This is a genomic window from Enterobacter cloacae complex sp. P15RS (genome assembly GCF_014895905.1).
Taxonomy (GTDB): Bacteria; Pseudomonadota; Gammaproteobacteria; order Enterobacterales; family Enterobacteriaceae; genus Enterobacter; species Enterobacter quasihormaechei.
On the sequence record NZ_JADBQL010000012.1, the window covers coordinates 24,247 to 42,832 of the forward strand.

At 57.5% G+C, this 18,586-nt stretch carries 20 protein-coding genes; 13 read left to right on the forward strand and 7 right to left on the reverse strand.

Going from position 1 to position 18,586, the window contains the following annotated elements; genetic code table 11:
- Positions 1 to 6: 6 nt before the first annotated feature.
- The 7 genes from agaF (at position 7) to IM267_RS07585 (ending at position 8,627) form a co-directional block, all read left to right on the forward strand.
- Positions 7 to 441, forward strand: coding sequence for a PTS galactosamine/N-acetylgalactosamine transporter subunit IIA (agaF, locus tag IM267_RS07555; protein WP_063867601.1), 435 nt, complete (start codon positions 7 to 9; stop codon positions 439 to 441).
- Entirely contained in the window at positions 438 to 1,571 is a 1,134-nt protein-coding gene (gene nagA / locus IM267_RS07560; protein ID WP_193033102.1) for an N-acetylglucosamine-6-phosphate deacetylase, read from the forward strand. The genes agaF and nagA overlap by 4 nt, the downstream gene beginning before the upstream one ends.
- A 246-nt stretch (positions 1,572 to 1,817) precedes the next feature.
- Positions 1,818 to 2,963: an SIS domain-containing protein gene (locus tag IM267_RS07565; protein WP_193033103.1), complete on the forward strand. Its 1,146-nt coding sequence runs from the start codon at positions 1,818 to 1,820 to the stop codon at positions 2,961 to 2,963.
- 12 nt (positions 2,964 to 2,975) lie between these two features.
- Positions 2,976 to 3,848, forward strand: coding sequence for a tagatose-bisphosphate aldolase subunit KbaY (gene kbaY, locus IM267_RS07570; RefSeq protein WP_063867598.1), 873 nt, complete (start codon positions 2,976 to 2,978; stop codon positions 3,846 to 3,848).
- Between the two features lie 117 nt (positions 3,849 to 3,965).
- Positions 3,966 to 5,537 carry a maltose/glucose-specific PTS transporter subunit IIBC gene (gene malX / locus IM267_RS07575; RefSeq protein WP_193033104.1) on the forward strand — a complete coding sequence of 524 codons (1,572 nt, stop codon included), beginning with the start codon at positions 3,966 to 3,968 and terminating at the stop codon, positions 5,535 to 5,537.
- Positions 5,538 to 5,549: 12 nt separating this feature from the next.
- A complete protein-coding gene (locus IM267_RS07580) occupies positions 5,550 to 6,722 on the forward strand; it encodes a PatB family C-S lyase (protein ID WP_193033105.1) in 1,173 nt (390 codons plus the stop codon).
- Positions 6,723 to 6,737: 15 nt separating this feature from the next.
- Positions 6,738 to 8,627, forward strand: a complete 1,890-nt coding sequence (locus tag IM267_RS07585) for an enterotoxin (RefSeq protein ID WP_193033106.1) — start codon at positions 6,738 to 6,740, stop codon at positions 8,625 to 8,627.
- A gap of 19 nt (positions 8,628 to 8,646) precedes the next feature.
- Here the strand turns inward: IM267_RS07585 and IM267_RS07590 are convergent, their stop codons facing one another.
- Positions 8,647 to 9,627 carry a Fic family protein gene (locus tag IM267_RS07590; RefSeq protein WP_193033107.1) on the reverse strand — a complete coding sequence of 327 codons (981 nt, stop codon included), beginning with the start codon at positions 9,625 to 9,627 and terminating at the stop codon, positions 8,647 to 8,649.
- A 5-nt stretch (positions 9,628 to 9,632) separates the two neighbouring features.
- Positions 9,633 to 10,496 (reverse strand): 16S rRNA (cytidine(1402)-2'-O)-methyltransferase, encoded by an 864-nt coding sequence (gene rsmI, locus IM267_RS07595; RefSeq protein ID WP_000809144.1) that lies wholly within the window; start codon positions 10,494 to 10,496, stop codon positions 9,633 to 9,635.
- A gap of 61 nt (positions 10,497 to 10,557) precedes the next feature.
- On the opposite strand from rsmI, the gene IM267_RS07600 reads away from it, so the two are divergent.
- The 4 genes from IM267_RS07600 to dolP are packed head-to-tail and all read left to right on the forward strand — an operon-like array spanning position 10,558 to position 14,246.
- On the forward strand, positions 10,558 to 12,696 hold the full coding sequence (locus IM267_RS07600; protein WP_193033108.1) for a penicillin-binding protein activator: 2,139 nt from the start codon (positions 10,558 to 10,560) through the stop codon (positions 12,694 to 12,696).
- The gene (locus tag IM267_RS07605; protein WP_193033109.1) at positions 12,654 to 13,049 is read left to right on the forward strand and encodes a YraN family protein; all 396 of its coding nucleotides are present in this window, start codon (positions 12,654 to 12,656) and stop codon (positions 13,047 to 13,049) included. Before IM267_RS07600 ends, IM267_RS07605 begins: the two co-directional genes overlap by 43 nt.
- A 21-nt stretch (positions 13,050 to 13,070) precedes the next feature.
- A complete protein-coding gene (diaA, locus tag IM267_RS07610; protein WP_024559311.1) occupies positions 13,071 to 13,661 on the forward strand; it encodes a DnaA initiator-associating protein DiaA in 591 nt (196 codons plus the stop codon).
- Positions 13,662 to 13,670: 9 nt separating this feature from the next.
- The gene (dolP, locus tag IM267_RS07615) at positions 13,671 to 14,246 is read left to right on the forward strand and encodes a division/outer membrane stress-associated lipid-binding lipoprotein (protein ID WP_006812102.1); all 576 of its coding nucleotides are present in this window, start codon (positions 13,671 to 13,673) and stop codon (positions 14,244 to 14,246) included.
- Positions 14,247 to 14,296: 50 nt separating this feature from the next.
- Here dolP and IM267_RS07620 read toward each other — a convergent pair whose 3' ends face one another.
- Together IM267_RS07620 and IM267_RS07625 are read right to left on the reverse strand one after the other, a co-directional pair.
- A complete protein-coding gene (locus IM267_RS07620; protein ID WP_063451062.1) occupies positions 14,297 to 15,334 on the reverse strand; it encodes a permease in 1,038 nt (345 codons plus the stop codon).
- A 40-nt stretch (positions 15,335 to 15,374) separates the two neighbouring features.
- Positions 15,375 to 16,019 carry an NAD(P)H-binding protein gene (locus IM267_RS07625; protein ID WP_064909987.1) on the reverse strand — a complete coding sequence of 215 codons (645 nt, stop codon included), beginning with the start codon at positions 16,017 to 16,019 and terminating at the stop codon, positions 15,375 to 15,377.
- A gap of 128 nt (positions 16,020 to 16,147) precedes the next feature.
- Here IM267_RS07625 and IM267_RS07630 point away from each other — a divergent pair, with 128 nt between their 5' ends.
- Complete coding sequence (locus IM267_RS07630; protein ID WP_028014537.1) at positions 16,148 to 16,666, forward strand: type 1 glutamine amidotransferase domain-containing protein; 519 nt, start codon at positions 16,148 to 16,150, stop codon at positions 16,664 to 16,666.
- Here IM267_RS07630 and IM267_RS07635 read toward each other — a convergent pair.
- On the reverse strand, positions 16,646 to 17,080 hold the full coding sequence (locus tag IM267_RS07635) for a YhbP family protein (RefSeq protein ID WP_063451060.1): 435 nt from the start codon (positions 17,078 to 17,080) through the stop codon (positions 16,646 to 16,648). The genes IM267_RS07630 and IM267_RS07635 overlap by 21 nt on opposite strands.
- A 14-nt stretch (positions 17,081 to 17,094) precedes the next feature.
- Between IM267_RS07635 and IM267_RS07640 the strand changes: the two genes are divergently transcribed.
- A complete protein-coding gene (locus IM267_RS07640; protein ID WP_107533965.1) occupies positions 17,095 to 17,424 on the forward strand; it encodes a GIY-YIG nuclease family protein in 330 nt (109 codons plus the stop codon).
- Here IM267_RS07640 and IM267_RS07645 read toward each other — a convergent pair.
- Positions 17,411 to 17,914: a GNAT family N-acetyltransferase gene (locus IM267_RS07645; protein ID WP_193033110.1), complete on the reverse strand. Its 504-nt coding sequence runs from the start codon at positions 17,912 to 17,914 to the stop codon at positions 17,411 to 17,413. The genes IM267_RS07640 and IM267_RS07645 overlap by 14 nt on opposite strands.
- The gene (locus tag IM267_RS07650) at positions 17,908 to 18,432 is read right to left on the reverse strand and encodes an SCP2 domain-containing protein (RefSeq protein ID WP_131636448.1); all 525 of its coding nucleotides are present in this window, start codon (positions 18,430 to 18,432) and stop codon (positions 17,908 to 17,910) included. The genes IM267_RS07645 and IM267_RS07650 overlap by 7 nt, the downstream gene beginning before the upstream one ends.
- Between the last annotated feature and the right edge of the window lie 154 nt (positions 18,433 to 18,586).

Consider the following 18,586-nt stretch of genomic DNA (forward strand, 5'->3'; position numbering starts at 1 on the left):
GTTGCGATGTTAGGCATTATTTTGACGGGTCACGGCGGCTTTGCCAGCGGGCTTGAACAGGCGATGAAGCAGATCCTCGGCGAACAGCCGCAGTTTATCGCCATCGATTTTCCGGAAAGTTCCACCACTGCGCGGCTGACCGCGCAGCTTGAGCAGGCAGTGACTGAACTGGACGCAGAGCACGATATTGTGTTTCTCACCGATCTTCTCGGCGGGACGCCGTTTCGTGTGGCCTCTACCCTCGCGATGCAGCGGCCCGGCAGCGAAGTGATCGCCGGCACCAACCTCCAGCTTTTGCTGGAGATGGTGCTGGATCGCGACGGATTAAGCAGCGAAGCGTTTCGTTTGCAGGCGCTGGAGTGCGGCCATCGCGGCCTGACCAGCCTGGTGGATGAGCTAGCCCGCTGTCGCGAGGACGTGCCCGCCGGGGAAGGGATATGAGCCAGGTGCTGCGCGCGCGTCGTCTGCTTACCGGGCAGGGCTGGCTGGATGACCACCAGCTGCGTATCGAAAGAGGCGTCATCACCGCCATCGAGCCGATACCGGCAGGGGTTAACGTTCGCGAGGCGGACCTGCTTTGCCCGGCATATATCGATATCCACGTCCACGGCGGCGCGGGAGTGGACGTAATGGATGATGCACCCGACGTGCTGGACCGGTTAGCCATGCATAAAGCCCGTGAAGGTGTGGGGGCGTTTTTACCCACCACCGTCACCGCTCCGCTGGAGGCGATCCATGGCGCGTTAAGGCGTATTGCCCGACGCTGTCATGCCGGTGGCCCCGGCGCGCAGGTTCTGGGGAGCTATCTGGAAGGCCCGTACTTTACGCCGCAGAATAAAGGGGCGCACCCGCCAGAACTGTTTCGCGAACTGGATCTTGCGGAACTTGATGCGCTGATTGCGGTTTCGCAGGACACGCTGCGGGTTGTGGCGCTGGCCCCGGAAAAAGCGCACGCCCTGAAGGCGATCCATCACCTCAGCCAGAAAGGGATACGCGTCATGCTGGGCCACAGCGCCGCTACATACGCGCAGACCCTTGCCGCATTCGACGCAGGCGCAGCCGGGCTGGTGCACTGCTACAACGGCATGACGGGGTTACACCACCGGGAGCCCGGCATGGTTGGCGCCGGGCTGATGGACCCACGCGCGTGGCTGGAGCTGATTGCCGACGGTCACCACGTTCACCCTGGAGCCATGCGGCTGTGTTGTTGCTGTGCGAAGGATCGCACGGTGCTGATCACCGATGCCATGCAGGCGGCGGGGATGCCCGACGGACGCTATACGCTATGTGGTGAAAATGTCGAGATGCAGGGCGGCGTTGTCCGCACGGCCTCCGGCGGACTGGCGGGCAGCACGCTCGCGCTGGATGCCGCCGTGCGACATATGGTGGAGCAGACGGGGGTTCCCGCAGAGAACGCTATTCATATGGCCTCGCTGCATCCTGCCCGCCTACTCGGTATGGACCACCTGCTGGGATCGTTAGCGCCAGGCAAACGCGCCAACATTATTGCGCTGGACGCAGGTTTACACCTCCGGCAGATCTGGCTTCAGGGTCAGGCGCTTTCGCTATAGCCCTTTCACAGTCTGCCCTGTTGGCCTTACGGAATGCGATCGTAAGGCCTTTCTTTTCCTTTCCTTAATTTTTACCTTTCCTTTCGCGATCACACTTTTCGTTTTATTTCTTTTTCGCCATTGAACTTTCGATTTCTTTTCTATAGATTTTCTTTAACTGCTTAAGTGAACAAGTGAAACGAAACGAAAGATAGCGACACGTTTGCCAGCGTCTGATGTGGAATTCACACGACTAAGGACTGAGTTATGCCACAAACCACTACCGCCACCACCGGCACCTGGACCGAAAAAGAGATCCGCCAGCAGCCAGCCAGCTGGCTTCGCTCGCTCAGCAATATCGATAACCTGCGCGCGTCGATCGACGGTTTTCTGACGCCACTGTTGCGCAAGCCCGATCTGCGGATCGTTCTGACCGGTGCGGGCACGTCCGCTTTTATCGGTGACATCATTGCGCCATGGCTTGCCAGCCGCACAGGGAAAAACATGACCGCGATCCCAACGACCGATCTGGTCACCAATCCGATGGATTATTTCAGCCCTGCGCACCCGCTGCTGCTGGTCTCTTTTGCCCGTTCCGGCAACAGCCCGGAGAGCGTCGCCGCCGTTGAGCTGGCGAACCAGTTTGTGCCGGAGTGCTACCACCTGTCGATCACCTGTAATGAAGCGGGCAGCCTGTACCAGAATGCCGTCGACAGCGATAACGCCTTCGCTCTGCTCATGCCGGCTGAAACGCACGATCGCGGGTTCGCGATGACAAGCAGCATCACCACCATGATGGCGAGCTGCCTGGCGGTATTCGCACCGGAAACGATCAACAGCAAATCGTTCCGCGACGTATCCGATCGCTGTCAGGCGATCCTCACGTCGCTCGGCGATTTCAGCCACGGCGTTTTTGGTAACGAACCGTGGAAGCGCATCGTTTATCTGGGCAGCGGCGGATTACAGGGCGCCGCGCGGGAATCTGCGCTGAAGGTGCTGGAGCTGACCGCCGGCAAGCTGGCGGCATTCTACGATTCGCCAGCGGGTTTTCGTCACGGCCCTAAGTCGCTGGTAGACAACGAAACGCTGGTCGTCGTGTTTGTCTCCAGCCATCCGTATACCCGTCGGTACGATCTGGATCTGCTCGCCGAGCTGCGTCGCGATCGTCAGGCCATGCGCGTGGTAGCCATTGCAGCCGAAACGGATCCGGTCATTGAAGCGGGCCCGCATATCCTGCTGCCGCCTTCCCGTGCGTTTAACGATATGGAGCAGGCGTTCTGCTTCCTGATGTACGCCCAGGTCTTTGCACTCACCCAGTCCCTGCACGTTGGCAATACGCCGGATACGCCGTCCGCCAGCGGTACGGTTAACCGTGTGGTCCAGGGCGTTGTTATTCATCCGTGGCAGGCTTAAGAGGACAGGCTCATGAGCATTATTTCTACCAAATACCTTTTGCAGGACGCGCAGACGAAGGGCTATGCCGTTCCGGCCTTTAATATCCACAACGCCGAGACGATCCAGGCGATCCTCGAAGTCTGTAGCGAAATGCGCTCGCCGGTGATCCTCGCGGGTACGCCGGGTACGTTTAAACATATTGCGCTGGAAGAGATTTACGCCTTGTGCAGCGCCTATTCCCTCACTTATGACATGCCGCTGGCGCTCCACCTCGATCACCATGAATCGCTGGACGACATTCGCCGCAAAGTCCATGCCGGCGTACGCAGCGCAATGATCGACGGCAGCCACTATCCGTTTGAACAAAACGTGAAGCTGGTGAAGTCGGTCGTCGATTTCTGCCACCTCAACGACTGTAGCGTCGAGGCCGAGCTGGGACGACTGGGCGGGGTGGAAGATGACATGAGCGTCGACGCCGAAAGCGCGTTTCTGACCGACCCGCAGGAAGCGAAACGCTTTGTCGAGCTGACTGGGGTGGACAGCCTCGCCGTTGCCATCGGTACCGCACACGGCCTCTATACCAAACGGCCAAAAATCGATTTCCAGCGGCTGGCCGAGATCCGCGAGGTGGTGACGGTGCCTCTGGTGCTGCACGGCGCGAGCGATGTGCCGGATGAGGACGTGCGCCGCACCATTGAGCTGGGCGTCTGCAAAGTGAACGTTGCAACAGAACTGAAAATCGCCTTCTCCGACGCCGTTAAAGCCTGGTTTGCCGAAAACCCGCAGGGCAACGATCCGCGCTTCTACATGCGGGTCGGCATGGATGCCATGAAGGAGGTGGTCAGAAGCAAAATCACCGTTTGCGGCTCGGCAAACCGACTGCTGCTTCCGGCTGAAGCCTGATCCCATCGCGCATTACATCAATACCTAAAAAATAACTATAAGCCTCGCAAATATGAAGGCGCGTCCTTAAGCCGGACAGCGCCTTCCATTATCCTAAAAAATCCGAGGAGTCCCTACATGACACAGGAAAAGTCGTTTAAATCGAAAGCGTGGGCGTTTTTCCAGAGCCTGGGAAAGACCTTTATGTTCCCGGTGTCCCTGCTTGCCTTTATGGGGCTGCTGCTGGGTATTGGCAGTTCCGTTACCAGCCCCTCCACCATCAAAAATTTTCCTTTTCTGGGCGGCGAGTTAACGCAGCTGACCTTTGGTTTTATCGCCATGGTCGGCGGGTTTGCCTTTACCTACCTGCCGCTGATGTTTGCCATGGCGATCCCGATGGGCCTTGCCAAACGCAATAAAGCGGTAGGCGCCTTTGCCGGATTCGTTGGCTACATGCTGATGAACATGAGCATCAACTATTACCTGACCGCCACCCACCAGCTTGCCGATGCCGCCACCATGAGACAGGTGGGACAATCCATCGTGCTGGGCATTCAAACGCTGGAGATGGGTGTGCTGGGCGGCATTGTGGTGGGGGTCATCACCTACTTTCTGCACGAACGCTTTCAGGACACGGTGCTGCACGACGCCTTTGCCTTCTTTAGCGGCATTCGTTTTGTCCCGATTATTACCGCCCTCACCCTGTCGCTGGTCGGTTTGTTCATCCCCCTGTTGTGGGAATATGTGGCGATGGGCATTGCCGGGATTGGTCATATTATCCAGAGCACCAGCGTTTTTGGGCCGTTCCTGTATGGCGTGGGCGTGCTGCTGCTCAAGCCGTTTGGCCTGCATCACATTCTGCTGGCGATGGTGCGCTTCACCCCGGCGGGCGGCGTTGAGATGGTCAACGGTCATGAGGTGGCCGGTGCGCTGAATATTTTCTACGCCGAGCTGAAGGCCGGCCTGCCGTTTAGCCCGCACGTTACGGCATTTTTATCGCAAGGTTTTATGCCGACCTTTATCTTCGGCCTGCCTGCCGTGGCCTATGCCATCTACCGCACCGCGCGCCCGGAAAACCGTCCGGTGATTAAAGGGCTGCTGCTTTCCGGCGTGCTGGTTTCGGTGGTCACCGGCATTTCGGAGCCGATTGAATTCCTGTTCCTGTTTATCGCCCCTGTGCTTTATGCCTTCCATATCGTTATGTCGGGCCTGGCGCTGCTGGTGATGGCGCTGCTCGGCGTCACCATCGGCAACACCGACGGCGGCATTCTGGACCTGCTGATCTTCGGCGTCATGCAGGGAACGTCGACCAAATGGTATCTGCTGTTCCCGGTGGGTATTGCCTGGTTTGCTATCTACTTCTTCGTCTTCCGCTGGTACATCCTCAAACACGATATTAAAACGCCGGGCCGTGAGGTTGACGCACAGGGTGCGCTCCAGGCGGTGGAAGCCAATACCCGGGCACGTGGAAAATCGAAATACGATCATGGGCTTATTCTTCGTGCGCTTGGCGGCAAAGAGAATATTGAGTCGCTCGACAACTGCATTACCCGCTTGCGTCTGGTAGTGAAAGATATGGGGCTTATCGACCAGCAGGCGCTGAAGGCCGCGGGCGCCCTGTCCGTCGTGGTGCTTGATGCCCACAGCGTTCAGGTGATCATCGGCCCGCAGGTGCAGAGCGTCAAAACCGGCATTGAAGCCTTAATTTAACAGGGGGTCGTTGTGTTTGATTTCGACAGGATCATTGAGCGTAAAAGCGATAAGTGCCGTAAATGGGATCATGCGTTTGTGTGCTCGCGTTTCGGTGATGTCCCGGAGGGATTTATCCCGCTGTGGATAGCAGATATGGACTTCACCTCGCCACCCGCCGTGACTGAAGGCTTCCAGCGCATCGTGGAGCATGGCACCTTCGGTTATACCTGGTGCTTCGACGAATTCTACGATGCGGTCATCGCCTTCCAGCGCACCCGTCATCAGGTTGAGGTGGAGAGGTCATGGATCACCCTGACCTACGGCACCGTGTCCACGCTGCACTATACGGTTCAGACGTTCTGCACACCCGGCGACTGCGTGATGATGAACACCCCGGTCTACGATCCGTTTGCCATGGCGACGCAGCGACAGGACGTGCAAGTACTCGCTAACCCGCTGCGCGTGGAAGATAACCGCTACCAGCTTGATTTTAACCTGACCGAAGCGCTGCTCAGAACGCACCGGCCCGCGCTGTGGTTCTTCTGCTCGCCGCATAACCCCTCCGGCAGGATCTGGCGCGCGGATGAGATCCGCCAGGTCTCCGAACTCTGCAAACGCTACGGCACCATTCTGGTGGTTGATGAGGTGCACGCGGAACATATTCTCGACGGCACGTTCGTGAGCTGTTTGACCTCCGGCTGCGCCGCGCTGGATAACCTGATTGTGCTGACCTCCCCGAATAAAGCGTTCAACCTGGGGGGGCTAAAAACATCCTACTCGATGATTCCAGACGATTCGCTGCGCCAGCGCTTCCGTCAGCAGCTTGAGAAGAACTCCATTACCTCGCCAAATATCTTCGGCGTGTGGGGGATTATTCTGGCCTATCAGCACGGCCTGCCGTGGCTCGACGCGCTGAACGGTTATCTGCGCGGCAATGCCCGCTACCTGGCGGATGCCATTCAGACCCACTTCCCGGCGTGGAAGATGATGAATCCGGAGTCGTCGTATCTCGCCTGGGTAGACATCAGCGCGGACGATCGCAGCGCGACGGCGCTCACCCAACATTTCGCAAAACAGGCTGGCGTGGTCATTGAAGACGGCAGCCACTACGTCCAGAACGGCGAAAACTACCTGCGGATTAACTTCGGCACCCAGCGCTACTGGCTGGAGCAGTCCATCAACCGAATGCTGAAGCATTACTGATAAGGATCTTACCCGATGAAAAAAGTGCTCACACTCTCGCTGCTGGGGCTTTGCGTGTCCCACGGCGCGGCGGCAGCGAACTACGCGCTCAGCAACGACGCTATTGCCCTCTCGTTTGATGATGCAAACGCAGCGGCCGTGGTGAAGGACAGCAGGGCTAACCATCCGCTTGCGCCGCAGGAGCTGTTCTTTCTGACGCTGCCGGATGAAACAAAAATCCACACCGCTGATTTTAAAATCAAGCACGTCGAAAAGCAGGACAACGCGATTGTCGTCGATTTTACACATCCGGATTTTAACGTGACGGTGAAGCTGAACCTGGTGAAGGATAAATACGCCAGTATCGATTACACCATCGCTGCGGTCGGCCAGCCGCGGGACGTGGCGAAAATCACCTTCTTCCCGACGAAAAAGCAGTCCCAGGCGCCTTACGTTGACGGGGCGATCAACAGCTCGCCGATCGTGGCCGATTCGTTCTTCATTCTGCCAGACAAACCGATTGTAAATACTTACGCTTATGAAGCCACCACGAACCTGAACGTCGAGCTGAAAACGCCCATTCAGCCTGAAGCGCCGGTCAGCTACACCACCTGGTTTGGCACCTTCCCGGAACCCGGTCAGCTGCGCCGCAGCGTGAACCAGTTTATTGATGCCGTACGTCCGCGACCGTATAAGCCCTATCTGCACTACAACAGCTGGATGGATATTGGCTTCTTTACCCCGTACTCCGAGCAGGATGTGCTGGGACGGATGGACGAATGGAACAAGGAATTTATCGCCGGGCGCGGCGTGGCGCTGGACGCGTTCCTGCTGGACGATGGCTGGGACGATCGCACCGGACGGTGGCTGTTTGGCCCGGCATTCAGCAACGGTTTCGGCAAGGTCAGGGAGAAAGCCGACAGCCTGCACAGCTCGGTTGGGCTGTGGCTTTCACCGTGGGGCGGCTACAACAAGCCGCGCGATATTCGCGTCTCGCATGCAAAAGAGTACGGATTTGAAACCGTAGACGGGAAGCTGGCGCTGTCAGGGCCGAACTATTTTAAAAACTTTAACGATCGGATCATCAAGCTGATCGAAAACGAGCACATTACCTCGTTTAAGCTCGACGGCATGGGCAACGCCAACTCGCATATCAAGGGGAGCCCGTTTGCCTCAGATTTCGACGCGTCAATCGCCCTGCTGCATAACATGCGTAGCGCCAACCCAAACCTGTTTATCAACCTGACAACCGGCACCGACGCCAGCCCGTCCTGGCTATTCTACGCTGACGCGATCTGGCGTCAGGGCGATGATATCAACCTGTACGGCCCCGGCACGCCGGTGCAGCAGTGGATGACCTACCGCGATGCCGAAACCTGGCGATCCATCGTGCGCAAAGGCCCGCTGTTCCCGCTGAACTCGCTGATGTACCACGGGATCGTCAGCGCCGAGAATGCGTATTACGGTCTGGAGAAGGTGCAAACGGACAGCGATTTTGCCGACCAGGTGTGGAGCTACTTCGCAACCGGCACCCAATTGCAGGAACTGTACATCACGCCATCCATGCTCAACAAGGCGAAGTGGGATACCCTGGCGCAGGCCGCAAAATGGTCGCGTGAGAATGCCAGCGTGCTGGTGGATACTCACTGGATTGGCGGTGACCCGACTGCGCTTCAGGTTTACGGCTGGGCTTCCTGGAGCAAAGACAAAGCGATTTTTGGCTTACGCAACCCGTCGGATAAGCCGCAACGTTACTATCTGGATTTAACGAAAGATTTTGAGATCCCAGCTGGAGAGCGTTCGCAGTTTACCCTCAAAGCCGTGTACGGCAGTAATTCAACCGTACCGGAGGTGTATAAAAACGCCATGGTAATCACCCTGCAACCGCTGGAAACGCTGGTGTTTGAGGCGATGCCTGGGAAATAAAAAGTGTTCAGTTGGCAGGTTAAGGCATGACCTGCCAGCTTCCCCCTTTCCTTGCCCCCAGGCGTTTCAATTTACCCTTTGTTTGCAAAGAACGGAGATAACGTTCCGCGGTGCGGGAAGTCACCCCTAATACAGAGGCCAACATCACCGCAGTCATTTGCGGTTGAACGGTAAGCAGCTCAAGGATAGTGTTTTCCTTTTCCGACAATTCTTCCGACATTTTTTCCGACATGACGGATGTCATGTCGATGCCTTCCCGCAAAGCTTCGGCCAAATTTTGTAACATAAACGCCACGAATGCCGTGCAATCACTGGCCCGATCGCATTGTCCTAAAATCTGGTAATAGCGCGATTGCTGGAAGTGAATGAGTGTTTCAACGGGCAGCCATGCAAGTTCTGCACGCCACTGGCTTAAGATCAACGTTTGCCACAGCCGCCCCATGCGTCCATTTCCATCCGAAAAGGGATGAATAAATTCGAACTCGTAGTGAAATACCGAGCTGGCAATCAACGGGTGAAGATCGGTCTGCTTAAGCCAGGAAAGAAGATCGTCGATAAGGCGGTTCATTTGTGACGCTGGCGGGGCCATGTGGACTAACTGGTTTCCACGGTACACCCCTACGTCCCCCTTTCTGAGCTTTCCGGGGTGATCGACCAGACCCATCATCAATAATCGGTGTGCACTGAGTAAGTCGTTGAGCTTCCAGGGCTTCCATTCGGTCAATTTCTCATATGCCAGGATAGCATTGCGTACTTCCTGAATATCTTTTTCAGGTGCAAGCACGCGTTTGCCATCCATGATTGCCGTCACCTGTCCGGTCGTTAATGAGTTATGTTCGATGGCCAGGGAAGCCTGAATAGTGCGTATCCTGTTCTCTTTGCGCAGTAAGGGGGATGTTCTGCCTGAATGAGCCGCCCAGTGCCCCAATAGTTCACCAATCTCAACAACCTGATTAAGAATAAATGGCGTGATAGTAAATGGCGGCTGATAGCGGCTCATGTCACTTACTCCCCCTGCTGCTCCAGCGCGTATTTATACAGCGCATTTTTCTTCACGCCGTGGATCTCTGCCGCCAGCGCAGCCGCTTTTTTCAGAGGAAGTTCAGCCTGTAGCAGGGCCAGCGTACGCAGCGCATCGGCAGGCAGGGCGTCTTCCTGTGCTTTATGCCCTTCGACAATCAGCACCATTTCGCCCTTGCGGCGGTTTTCATCCTCTTTCACCCACGCCAGCAGCTCGCCGACCGGCGCACCGTGAATGGTTTCCCACGTTTTGGTCAGCTCGCGCGCCAGCACCACGTAGCGCCCTTCGCCCCAGACGGTCACCATATCTTCCAGGCTTTCCAGCAGGCGGTGCGTGGATTCGTAGAAAATCAAGGTACGCGGTTCGGCTTCCAGATCCTTTAACACGTCGCGGCGGCCTTTGGATTTGGCGGGCAGGAAACCTTCGTAGCAGAAACGATCGGACGGCAGACCCGCCGCGCTTAATGCGGCAATAGCAGCACACGGCCCCGGCAGCGGCACCACGCGTATCCCGGCTTCACGACAGGTGCGCACCAGATGGTAACCCGGATCGTTAATAAGCGGCGTACCCGCATCAGAGACCAGGGCGATGTTCTGCCCTTCCTTAAGCTTCGCCACCAGCGTTTCGGCTTTTTGTTGCTCATTGTGATCGTGCAGGGCAAACAAACGGGCGTTAATGGCAAAGTGTTGCAGCAGTAAACCGGTATGACGGGTATCTTCAGCAGCAATTAAATCAACAGCTTGCAATACAGTGAGTGCACGTTGGGTAATATCAGACAAATTCCCGATAGGAGTAGGTACAATATAAAGCTGGCCTTGAGAATTATCTGCCGTTTCGTGTTGTTTCATTGTCTCGTCCGTATTGCCGATTTAATATTGAGCATTGCGTAAAAAAATCACTGGATACAGTATGGTACCGTTAACGTTTCTTCGAAAAAAAGCCGCGCACAGCGTGCCCCTCCTGCTGGCAGCCCTGATCTTTACAGGCTGCGGCACCCAGGCACCCGACCAGAGCACTGCTCATATGCAGGGATCCGCTCAGGCTGATTCTGGCTTTTATCTGCAACAAATGTCGCAGAGTACAAATGATACCAGGATCAACTGGCAATTACTCGCCATTCGTGCACTGCTGAAGGAAGGCAAAACCCAGCAGGCCGCCGAGCTTTTCAGCCAGCTGCCGAAGGAGCTTAACGACGAGCAGCGTCGTGAGCAGACCCTGCTGTCGGCTGAACTGAAGGTCGCGCAGAAAGATGACGACGGCGCGAAGAAGATCCTCGGCACCATCGATCTAAGCACCCTGGATAAAAATCAGCAGGCCCGTTTCTGGCAGGCCGGTATCACCGCTGAGCAGGGTCGCCCTTCCCTGACGCTACTCCGCGCACTGATTGCCCAGGAGCCTCTGCTCGCGGGTGCGGACAAGCAGAAAAATATTGACGCCACCTGGCAGGCGCTCGCCTCCATGACCCAGGATCAGGCCAGGGCGCTGGTGATCAACGCCGATGAAAATGTCCTGCAAGGCTGGCTGGATCTGCAACAGATGTGGTTCAACAACCGCAGCGATCCGGACATGCTGAAAGCTGGCATTGCCGACTGGCAAAAGCGCTACCCGCAAAACCCGGGGGCAAAAATGCTGCCAACGCAGCTGGTGAACGTGCAAAACTTTAAGCCCGCTTCCACCAGCAAAATCGCCCTGCTGCTGCCGTTAAACGGCCAGGCAGCGGTGTTTGGACGCGCCATTCAGCAAGGTTTTGAAGCCGCCAAAAACGGCACTACCGCCGTCAGCGGCAGCGCGGTTCCGGCACAGGCTGCACAGGCGGCAAACGTGAATGACGTTGTCAGCCCGTCGGCTGCTGAAACCGAAGACCTGACCACCGCGCAACCCCCTGCACAGGGCACCATGCAGAACCCGATTACCGCCCCAACGACGCCAGCCGCTGCCCCAGCGCCTGCTGCGACGCAGGCACCGGCTGAAACTCAGGCGCCCGTCACGGCAGAACAGCCTCAGCCGCAAGCCGCGCAGCCGGAACAGCAGCCAGCGGCCCAGCAGCAGGCTGTGGCAACCACCAGCGCTAACCCTGGCGCAGAACTGAAAATTTACGACACCAGCGCCCAGCCGCTCGATCAGGTGCTGGCGCAGGTTCAGCAGGACGGGGCCAGCATCGTTGTCGGCCCGCTGCTGAAAAACAACGTGGAAGCGCTGATGAAGAGCAACACCACGCTGAACGTGCTGGCGCTTAACCAGCCTGAGCAGGTTCAGAACCGCGCCAACATCTGTTACTTCGCGCTCTCTCCGGAGGATGAGGCCCGCGATGCGGCGCGTCATATTCACGAGCAGGGTAAACAGGCGCCGCTGCTGCTGATCCCGCGCAGCGCGCTGGGCGACCGCGTCGCCAACGCGTTTGCGCAGGAGTGGCAGTCCCTGGGCGGTGGCGTGGTGTTGCAGCAGAAATTTGGCTCCGCGTCCGAACTGAGAGCGGGCGTGAACGGCGGTGCAGGTATTGCTCTTAATGGTAGCCCGGTCTCCGCCAGCCTGCCGCAGCAGCAGAGCGTCACCATCGGTGACCTGACCATCCCGGCGCCACCTACCGACGCGCAGATCAGCGGCGGCGGTAAGGTGGATTCGGCGTATATCGTCGCGACGCCGGAAGAGATCGCCTTTATCAAACCGATGATCGCCATGCGTAACGGCAGCCAGAGCGGCGCAACGCTCTACGCCAGCTCGCGCAGCGCGCAGGGTACCGCAGGCCCGGATTTCCGTCTGGAAATGGATGGGCTGCAATACAGCGAAATCCCTATGCTGGCAGGCAGTAACCCCCAGCTGATGCAACAGGCGCTGGGCGCGGTGCGCAATGATTATTCTCTGGCGCGTCTGTACGCAATGGGCGTCGATGCCTGGGCGCTGGCAAACCACTTTACCCAGATGCGTCAGGTACCGGGCTTTGAGCTTAACGGTAATACCGGCGATCTGACCGCCAATCAGGATTGTGTGATTAACAGGAAGTTATCATGGCTCAAATACCAGCAGGGGCAGATCGTCCCGGCCAGTTAAGCCGTAAGCAGACCGGCGACGCGTGGGAGTTAAAAGCGCGCCGCTGGCTTGAAGGCAAAGGACTGCGTTTTGTCGCCGCCAACGTTCGCGGGCGCGGCGGCGAAATTGACCTGATCATGAAAGACGGTCAAACCATCGTGTTTGTTGAAGTACGCTACCGACAGTCGTCCCGTTTTGGCGGTGCTGCCGCCAGCGTGACGCTCGCCAAACAACAAAAATTATTACAGACTGCCCACTTGTGGCTTGCCCGCCATAATGGGAGTTTTGATACTGTGGATTGCCGTTTCGATGTGTTAGCCTTCACCGGAAATGCGATCGACTGGCTTAAAAACGCGTTTGGCGAAGACGCATAAATAAGATTTTAAAGGGATACCGTGCTCGAACGAATTAAAGTGTGCTTCACAGAAAGCATTCAAACGCAGATTGCCGCGGCGGAAGCCCTTCCGGACGCGATCTCTCGTGCAGCGATGACGCTGGTTCAGTCGCTGCTCAACGGCAACAAAATCCTCTGTTGTGGCAATGGCACGTCCGCCGCCAACGCACAGCATTTTGCTGCCAGCATGATCAATCGCTTCGAAACCGAGCGCCCAAGCTTACCTGCCATTGCACTAAACACCGATAACGTGGTCTTAACTGCGATTGCCAACGATCGTCTGCATGACGAAGTTTACGCCAAGCAGGTGCGCGCCCTAGGCCATGCCGGAGACGTGCTGCTGGCAATCTCCACGCGCGGTAACAGCCGGGATATCGTTAAGGCGGTTGAAGCGGCAGTCACCCGGGACATGACGATTGTCGCCCTGACCGGCTACGACGGCGGTGAGCTGGCTGGCCTGCTGGGGCCGCAGGATGTGGAGATCCGCATTCCTTCGCACCGTAGCGCACGCATCCAGGAGATGCATATGCTCACGGTGAACTGCTTATGCGATCTGATCGATAACACGCTTTTCCCTCACCAGGATGATTAAGGAGTTCTCATGAAGGTTTTATCGGCCCTTGCAGTCGTAATGTCTGCATTACTGCTTCAGGGATGCATCGCTGCCGCTGTCGTCGGTACCGCAGCGGTCGGCACCAAAGCAGCGACCGATCCGCGTACCGTTGGGACGCAGGTGGATGACGGTACGCTTGAGCTGCGCGTGAACAGTGCGCTGTCGAAAGATGAACAGATCAAGAAGGAAGCACGCATCAACGTGACGGCCTATCAGGGCAAAGTGCTGCTGGCAGGACAGGCGCCAAACCCTGAACTCGCCTCCCGCGCCAAACAGATCGCGATGGGCGTAGAAGGGACGGCGGAAGTGTTTAACGAGATCCGCCAGGGCCAGCCGATTGGTCTCGGCACCGCGTCATCTGATACCTGGATCACCACCAAGGTGCGTTCCCAGCTGTTGGGTACAGACCAGGTGAAATCCTCAAACGTGAAGGTGACCACGGAGAACGGCGAAGTGTTCCTGCTGGGTCTGGTGACGGAACGTGAAGGGAAAGCGGCAGCGGATATCGCCAGCCGGGTGAGCGGCGTGAAGCACGTCACCACCGCCTTTACCTACATCAAGTAATTCCCGCCTGGCAGTAAGCCCGGTAAGCGCTAGCGCCACCGGGCTTTCTTTCACACAAGCGCCATACTCCCCACAATCACGCCGCTTAACGCCACCAGCCCCGCCGTCAGCCACAGCGCTTTCGCCGGGAATGACTTACGCAGCATGATAAGCGACGGCAAGCTCACCGCCGGCAGCGTGATGAGCAGCGCCAGCGCCGGGGCGGTCCCCATACCGGCCATCATCATGGTCTGGATGATCGGGATTTCCGCCGCGGTGGGGATCACGAACAGGCATCCGGCCACCGCCATCGCAATCACCCACATCAGCGTGTTGTCGATAGCGCCATCCGCATGCGGGAACAGCCAGACGCGCGCCGCTCCCAGCACCAGCACGGCCAGGATATAGACCGGGATAGTGCTCCAGAAAAGCTGCCACAGCGCTTTGCCCCAGCGAGCAAAAAAATTGCCCTGCGGCTCGCTGACGTCCAGCTCAACGGAAGAAGGCCCGGCCTCGTTGTCTTTCACCAGGTGCTGCACCAGCGTAGCGACAAGCACCACCGTCAGCAGGCCAGCCGCCAGGCGGATAAACGCGAAGTGCCAGCCGAGAACGAAGCCCATAAACACCAGCGTCGCCGGGTTCAGCAAAGGGTTACCCATCCAGAAGGCAAGCGCGCCGCCCATCGACACACGCTGACGGCGCATACCCGCCGTCACGGGTGCAGCGCAGCAGGAGCACATCATGCCCGGCAGGGAGAAAATCGTTCCCAGCAGCGTGCCCTGCAAGCGCGGCTGTCCTAAGGTTTTCACCAGCCAGTTGCGCGGGATGAGTACCTGAATCAACGAGCCCAGCAGCACGCCCAATACCGCCGCTTTCCAGACGGCAAGAAAATAGACCATTGCGTAATCCCACGCCGCGCGTAGCGGGCTGGAATCGGCCTGCGCGAGAATCGATTTACCGATGCTGTGGGTGTCGGCGGCGGTGAAGGCTTTGCCGTAGTACGGCTGCCATTTCACATACCAGAGGCCAATGATGACCACGAGAAAGAAAAGCGCGGGCTTCCACCACTGAACGGGTGTTGCCGCCTGAGATGAAGACTGACCAGTCATACCATTCCCCGGAAGGTGTTATTTAATAAGCCGGGGAAGTTTACGCCTCGCCCTGCGCGATTTCACGCAGTTTTGCCGAAGGGATAATATTAACCCCCTCCTGTGACGGAGCCAGCGCCTCTTTCAGCATCGCCTGCGCCACGTCCCGCGCTTCGATAGACTTCCAGTTGCCCGGCAGAATGCGAAACAGCGGCGCGAAAAATGACTCGTTAAAACGCCGTTCGTCGCGGTGGCCCATCAGCATGGAAGGCCGGACAATTGTCAGGCGCTCCCACTTCTGCGCAATCAGCGCCTCTTCCATTTTGCCCTTTACCTTGTTGTAGAAAAACGGCGAGCTGGCGTTTGCCCCGTGGGCGCTGACCACGAGGAAATGCTTTGCACCCAGCTTTTTCGCCGTCAGGGCGGTATCCACCACCAGCGTGTAATCCGCATGGACGAACGCTTCCTTTGTGCCCGCTTCCCGCCGGGTGGTGCCAAGGCAGCAAAAAGCGATATCAATGGGATCCTGCACCTGCGCCAGCGCGTCGGTGAGCTGCGGATCGTGCGGGTTATAGACGCCAGAGATGTCCAACAGCGGGCGGCGCGTCGGGGCGGCAATATAGTTGATATGCCGGTCCTGGATCAGCAGCCGCAGCAGATGTCCACCCACCAGCCCGGTTGCGCCGGTAATCAGTACCTGACTCATCTTATCCCCTTTACAGAATTGTCCGTTTGCGATCTGGGCCTGCTCTACCACACTTAAAAGTCTGTTACCGGTAAGTATTTACCACAAACGGGAAAAAAACAGTCTGAAGCGAAAACAACGGAGGAAGCATGGGTAAGAAAATCGCAGTCTTGATTACCGACGAGTTTGAAGATTCAGAATTTACGTCGCCAGCAGAGGCATTCCGCAAGGCAGGCCACGAGGTCATCACCATTGAGAAAGAAGCGGGTAAAACCGTGAAGGGCCACAAGGGCGAAGCCAGCGTGACCATCGACGAGTCCATCGATAACGTCAGCCCGTCAGATTTCGACGCCCTGCTGTTACCGGGCGGCCATTCACCGGATTCCCTGCGCGGGGACGAGCGTTTCGTCACCTTTACCCGTGACTTCGTCGGCACCGGCAAGCCGGTCTTTGCCATCTGCCACGGCCCGCAGCTGCTGATCAGCGCAGAGGTGGTGCGCGGGCGTAAGCTCACCGCGGTGAAGCCGATCGTTATCGATCTGAAAAACGCCGGCGCCGAGTTTTACGATCAGGAAGTGGTTAACGACAATGACCAGCTGATCACCAGCCGTACGCCGGACGATCTTCCGGCGTTTAATCGCGAAGCGCTACGCCTGCTCGGCGCGTAGCCAGTGAAGCTTCTTGCCAAAGCCCAGGGTGTTGTCGGTAAATTTCAGCTCATCAAGGCGGATTTCCCACACCGGGGCTTTTAGCGCAGCGGCAACCGGGAAACGGCGCGTATAGCGTTTACGCTGCGCGTCGCTTTCTTCACCTTCCAGGCGACGAATTTCGCCTTTGAACTGCACCCCGCGGATCAGCGCGACGGTTTTGGGCTGGCCGTTGACCGTGCCCGCCACTTTCGCCTGTTGGCCCGTCATCCGGGCATGCCGCGTTTTGTCTTCGCTCATCACGTAAAAGGCCACGCGCTCAGGATCGTAGTAATAGAACGCGTTCGCGCACCACATCTCCTCGTCTTTACAGACGCACCAGGTCACGACGTGCTGCTTTGCCAGCCAGCGGTTAATGACGTCCAGTGTTTCCATTTTCGCTCTCTCTCATGCTATGGTGCGTTCACCTTAACATACTGAATCCGTTTACCGTGTGCTGGTTTCTCTATCTTGTCCGAACCGCTGATAACGCTCTCTACACCGGGATCACTACCGACGTGGCGCGGCGTTTTTTGCAGCATCAAACGGGAAAAGGGGCGAAAGCCCTGCGGGGGAAAGGGGAATTGCAGCTGGCTTTTTCAGCCCCTGTCGGCGAGAGATCCCTCGCGCTCAGGCTGGAATACCGCATTAAGCAGCTGACGAAGCGCCAGAAAGAGCGCCTCGTTACCGGAGACGGCTCTTTTGAGGCGCTGCGCGCGAGCCTGATTAAAAGCGATTGAAGTGGTCGTGGTATTCCACCAGACCGTTCACGCCGTCCAGCGCATCGTCCGCCAGAGGATGCACTAGGAACGACGTTTCCGTGCCCGACCAGTGGCAGCGCAGATCGTATTTAGCCGCAGGCTCAAAGCCTAAACGTTCGTAGAAGGCCGGATCGCCCAGAACGACGACGGCGGCATAGCCAAATTCATTCAGTGAATCCAGCCCTTCATAGACCAGCTGGCGCGCCAGACCCTGACCACGGTAGTTTTCGTCCACCGCCAGCGGCGCCATGCCGACCCACTGTAACTCTTCGCCCTGCACAATCACCGGACTGAACGCCACGTAGCCGACCACCTGCCCCTCATCGTCGGTGGCAACCAGACCCAGCGTAATCAGGCCATCTTCGCGGAGATCGTGTACCAGCTGGGCTTCGGCGTCGCCTGCAAAAGAGCGGCGTAACAACGCATCGATACCCGGTGCATCAATCCCAATTTCGACTCGAATCAGCATGGTTCACCTACTGAAGTGTGTTTACCGTCGGGCGGGGTTTTCAGCCCGGCCTCAACGAAATCTGCCATTTGCATCAGCATCATACGCAGCGCTTTCGGCATCTGCTCCAGCTCAATGGCATCCATTAAATTCTTCACGTACAGACCGAGCTCCGTGTCGCCTTCAATCACCAGACGACGCTGGAAGAACAGCGTATCAGGATCCTGCTTGCGCGCGGCGATCATCAGCAGATCGCTGGCATCCGCGCTGAAGCTGACATCCGCCTCGGCGGACTCACGCACGATCAGCCGATCGTTCTCAACGGACGTAAACCAGCGCAACCCGATATCGCGCACTTCAATCTTTAGCCAGCGGCCTTCCAGAAACTCCAGCTCGCCGTCCTGTAGCGCCTGGCGGAACTGCCAGCTCAGCACCTGTTCCAGCACCTGGCGCTTAAGCGCGAATGGCGCCAGCTTGACCGGCACGCTCAGCATTGATGGGCCAAATTGTACGAGACGTGAACGCAGTTTATCCAGCACGAGCTTTACTCCCTGATAGCTATAATCCTGCTATTTTGCCATATCCCGGCAAGAAGATAGCGGCGTAAATCAACAAACCGTTGTCCGGTATACCTCATTATTGGTGCCATCAATACGCCATTAGCTGCCTTAAATCAAAAATTGTCGCGTATGG

Excerpts from the sequence above, each read along its gene's own strand:
- malX (WP_193033104.1), top strand. The coding sequence starts at position 3,966 with ATGACACAGGAAAAGTCGTTTAAATCGAAAGCGTGGGCGTTTTTCCAG.
- IM267_RS07565 (WP_193033103.1), top strand. The coding sequence starts at position 1,818 with ATGCCACAAACCACTACCGCCACCACCGGCACCTGGACCGAAAAAGAG.
- IM267_RS07620 (WP_063451062.1), bottom strand. The coding sequence starts at position 15,334 with ATGACTGGTCAGTCTTCATCTCAGGCGGCAACACCCGTTCAGTGGTGG.
- agaF (WP_063867601.1), top strand. The coding sequence starts at position 7 with ATGTTAGGCATTATTTTGACGGGTCACGGCGGCTTTGCCAGCGGGCTT.
- IM267_RS07605 (WP_193033109.1), top strand. The coding sequence starts at position 12,654 with ATGGCTCAAATACCAGCAGGGGCAGATCGTCCCGGCCAGTTAAGCCGT.
- rsmI (WP_000809144.1), bottom strand. The coding sequence starts at position 10,496 with ATGAAACAACACGAAACGGCAGATAATTCTCAAGGCCAGCTTTATATT.
- kbaY (WP_063867598.1), top strand. The coding sequence starts at position 2,976 with ATGAGCATTATTTCTACCAAATACCTTTTGCAGGACGCGCAGACGAAG.
- IM267_RS07590 (WP_193033107.1), bottom strand. The coding sequence starts at position 9,627 with ATGAGCCGCTATCAGCCGCCATTTACTATCACGCCATTTATTCTTAAT.
- IM267_RS07635 (WP_063451060.1), bottom strand. The coding sequence starts at position 17,080 with ATGGAAACACTGGACGTCATTAACCGCTGGCTGGCAAAGCAGCACGTC.
- IM267_RS07640 (WP_107533965.1), top strand. The coding sequence starts at position 17,095 with ATGCTATGGTGCGTTCACCTTAACATACTGAATCCGTTTACCGTGTGC.
- dolP (WP_006812102.1), top strand. The coding sequence starts at position 13,671 with ATGAAGGTTTTATCGGCCCTTGCAGTCGTAATGTCTGCATTACTGCTT.
- nagA (WP_193033102.1), top strand. The coding sequence starts at position 438 with ATGAGCCAGGTGCTGCGCGCGCGTCGTCTGCTTACCGGGCAGGGCTGG.
- IM267_RS07630 (WP_028014537.1), top strand. The coding sequence starts at position 16,148 with ATGGGTAAGAAAATCGCAGTCTTGATTACCGACGAGTTTGAAGATTCA.
- IM267_RS07625 (WP_064909987.1), bottom strand. The coding sequence starts at position 16,019 with ATGAGTCAGGTACTGATTACCGGCGCAACCGGGCTGGTGGGTGGACAT.
- IM267_RS07645 (WP_193033110.1), bottom strand. The coding sequence starts at position 17,914 with ATGCTGATTCGAGTCGAAATTGGGATTGATGCACCGGGTATCGATGCG.
- IM267_RS07600 (WP_193033108.1), top strand. The coding sequence starts at position 10,558 with ATGGTACCGTTAACGTTTCTTCGAAAAAAAGCCGCGCACAGCGTGCCC.
- IM267_RS07585 (WP_193033106.1), top strand. The coding sequence starts at position 6,738 with ATGAAAAAAGTGCTCACACTCTCGCTGCTGGGGCTTTGCGTGTCCCAC.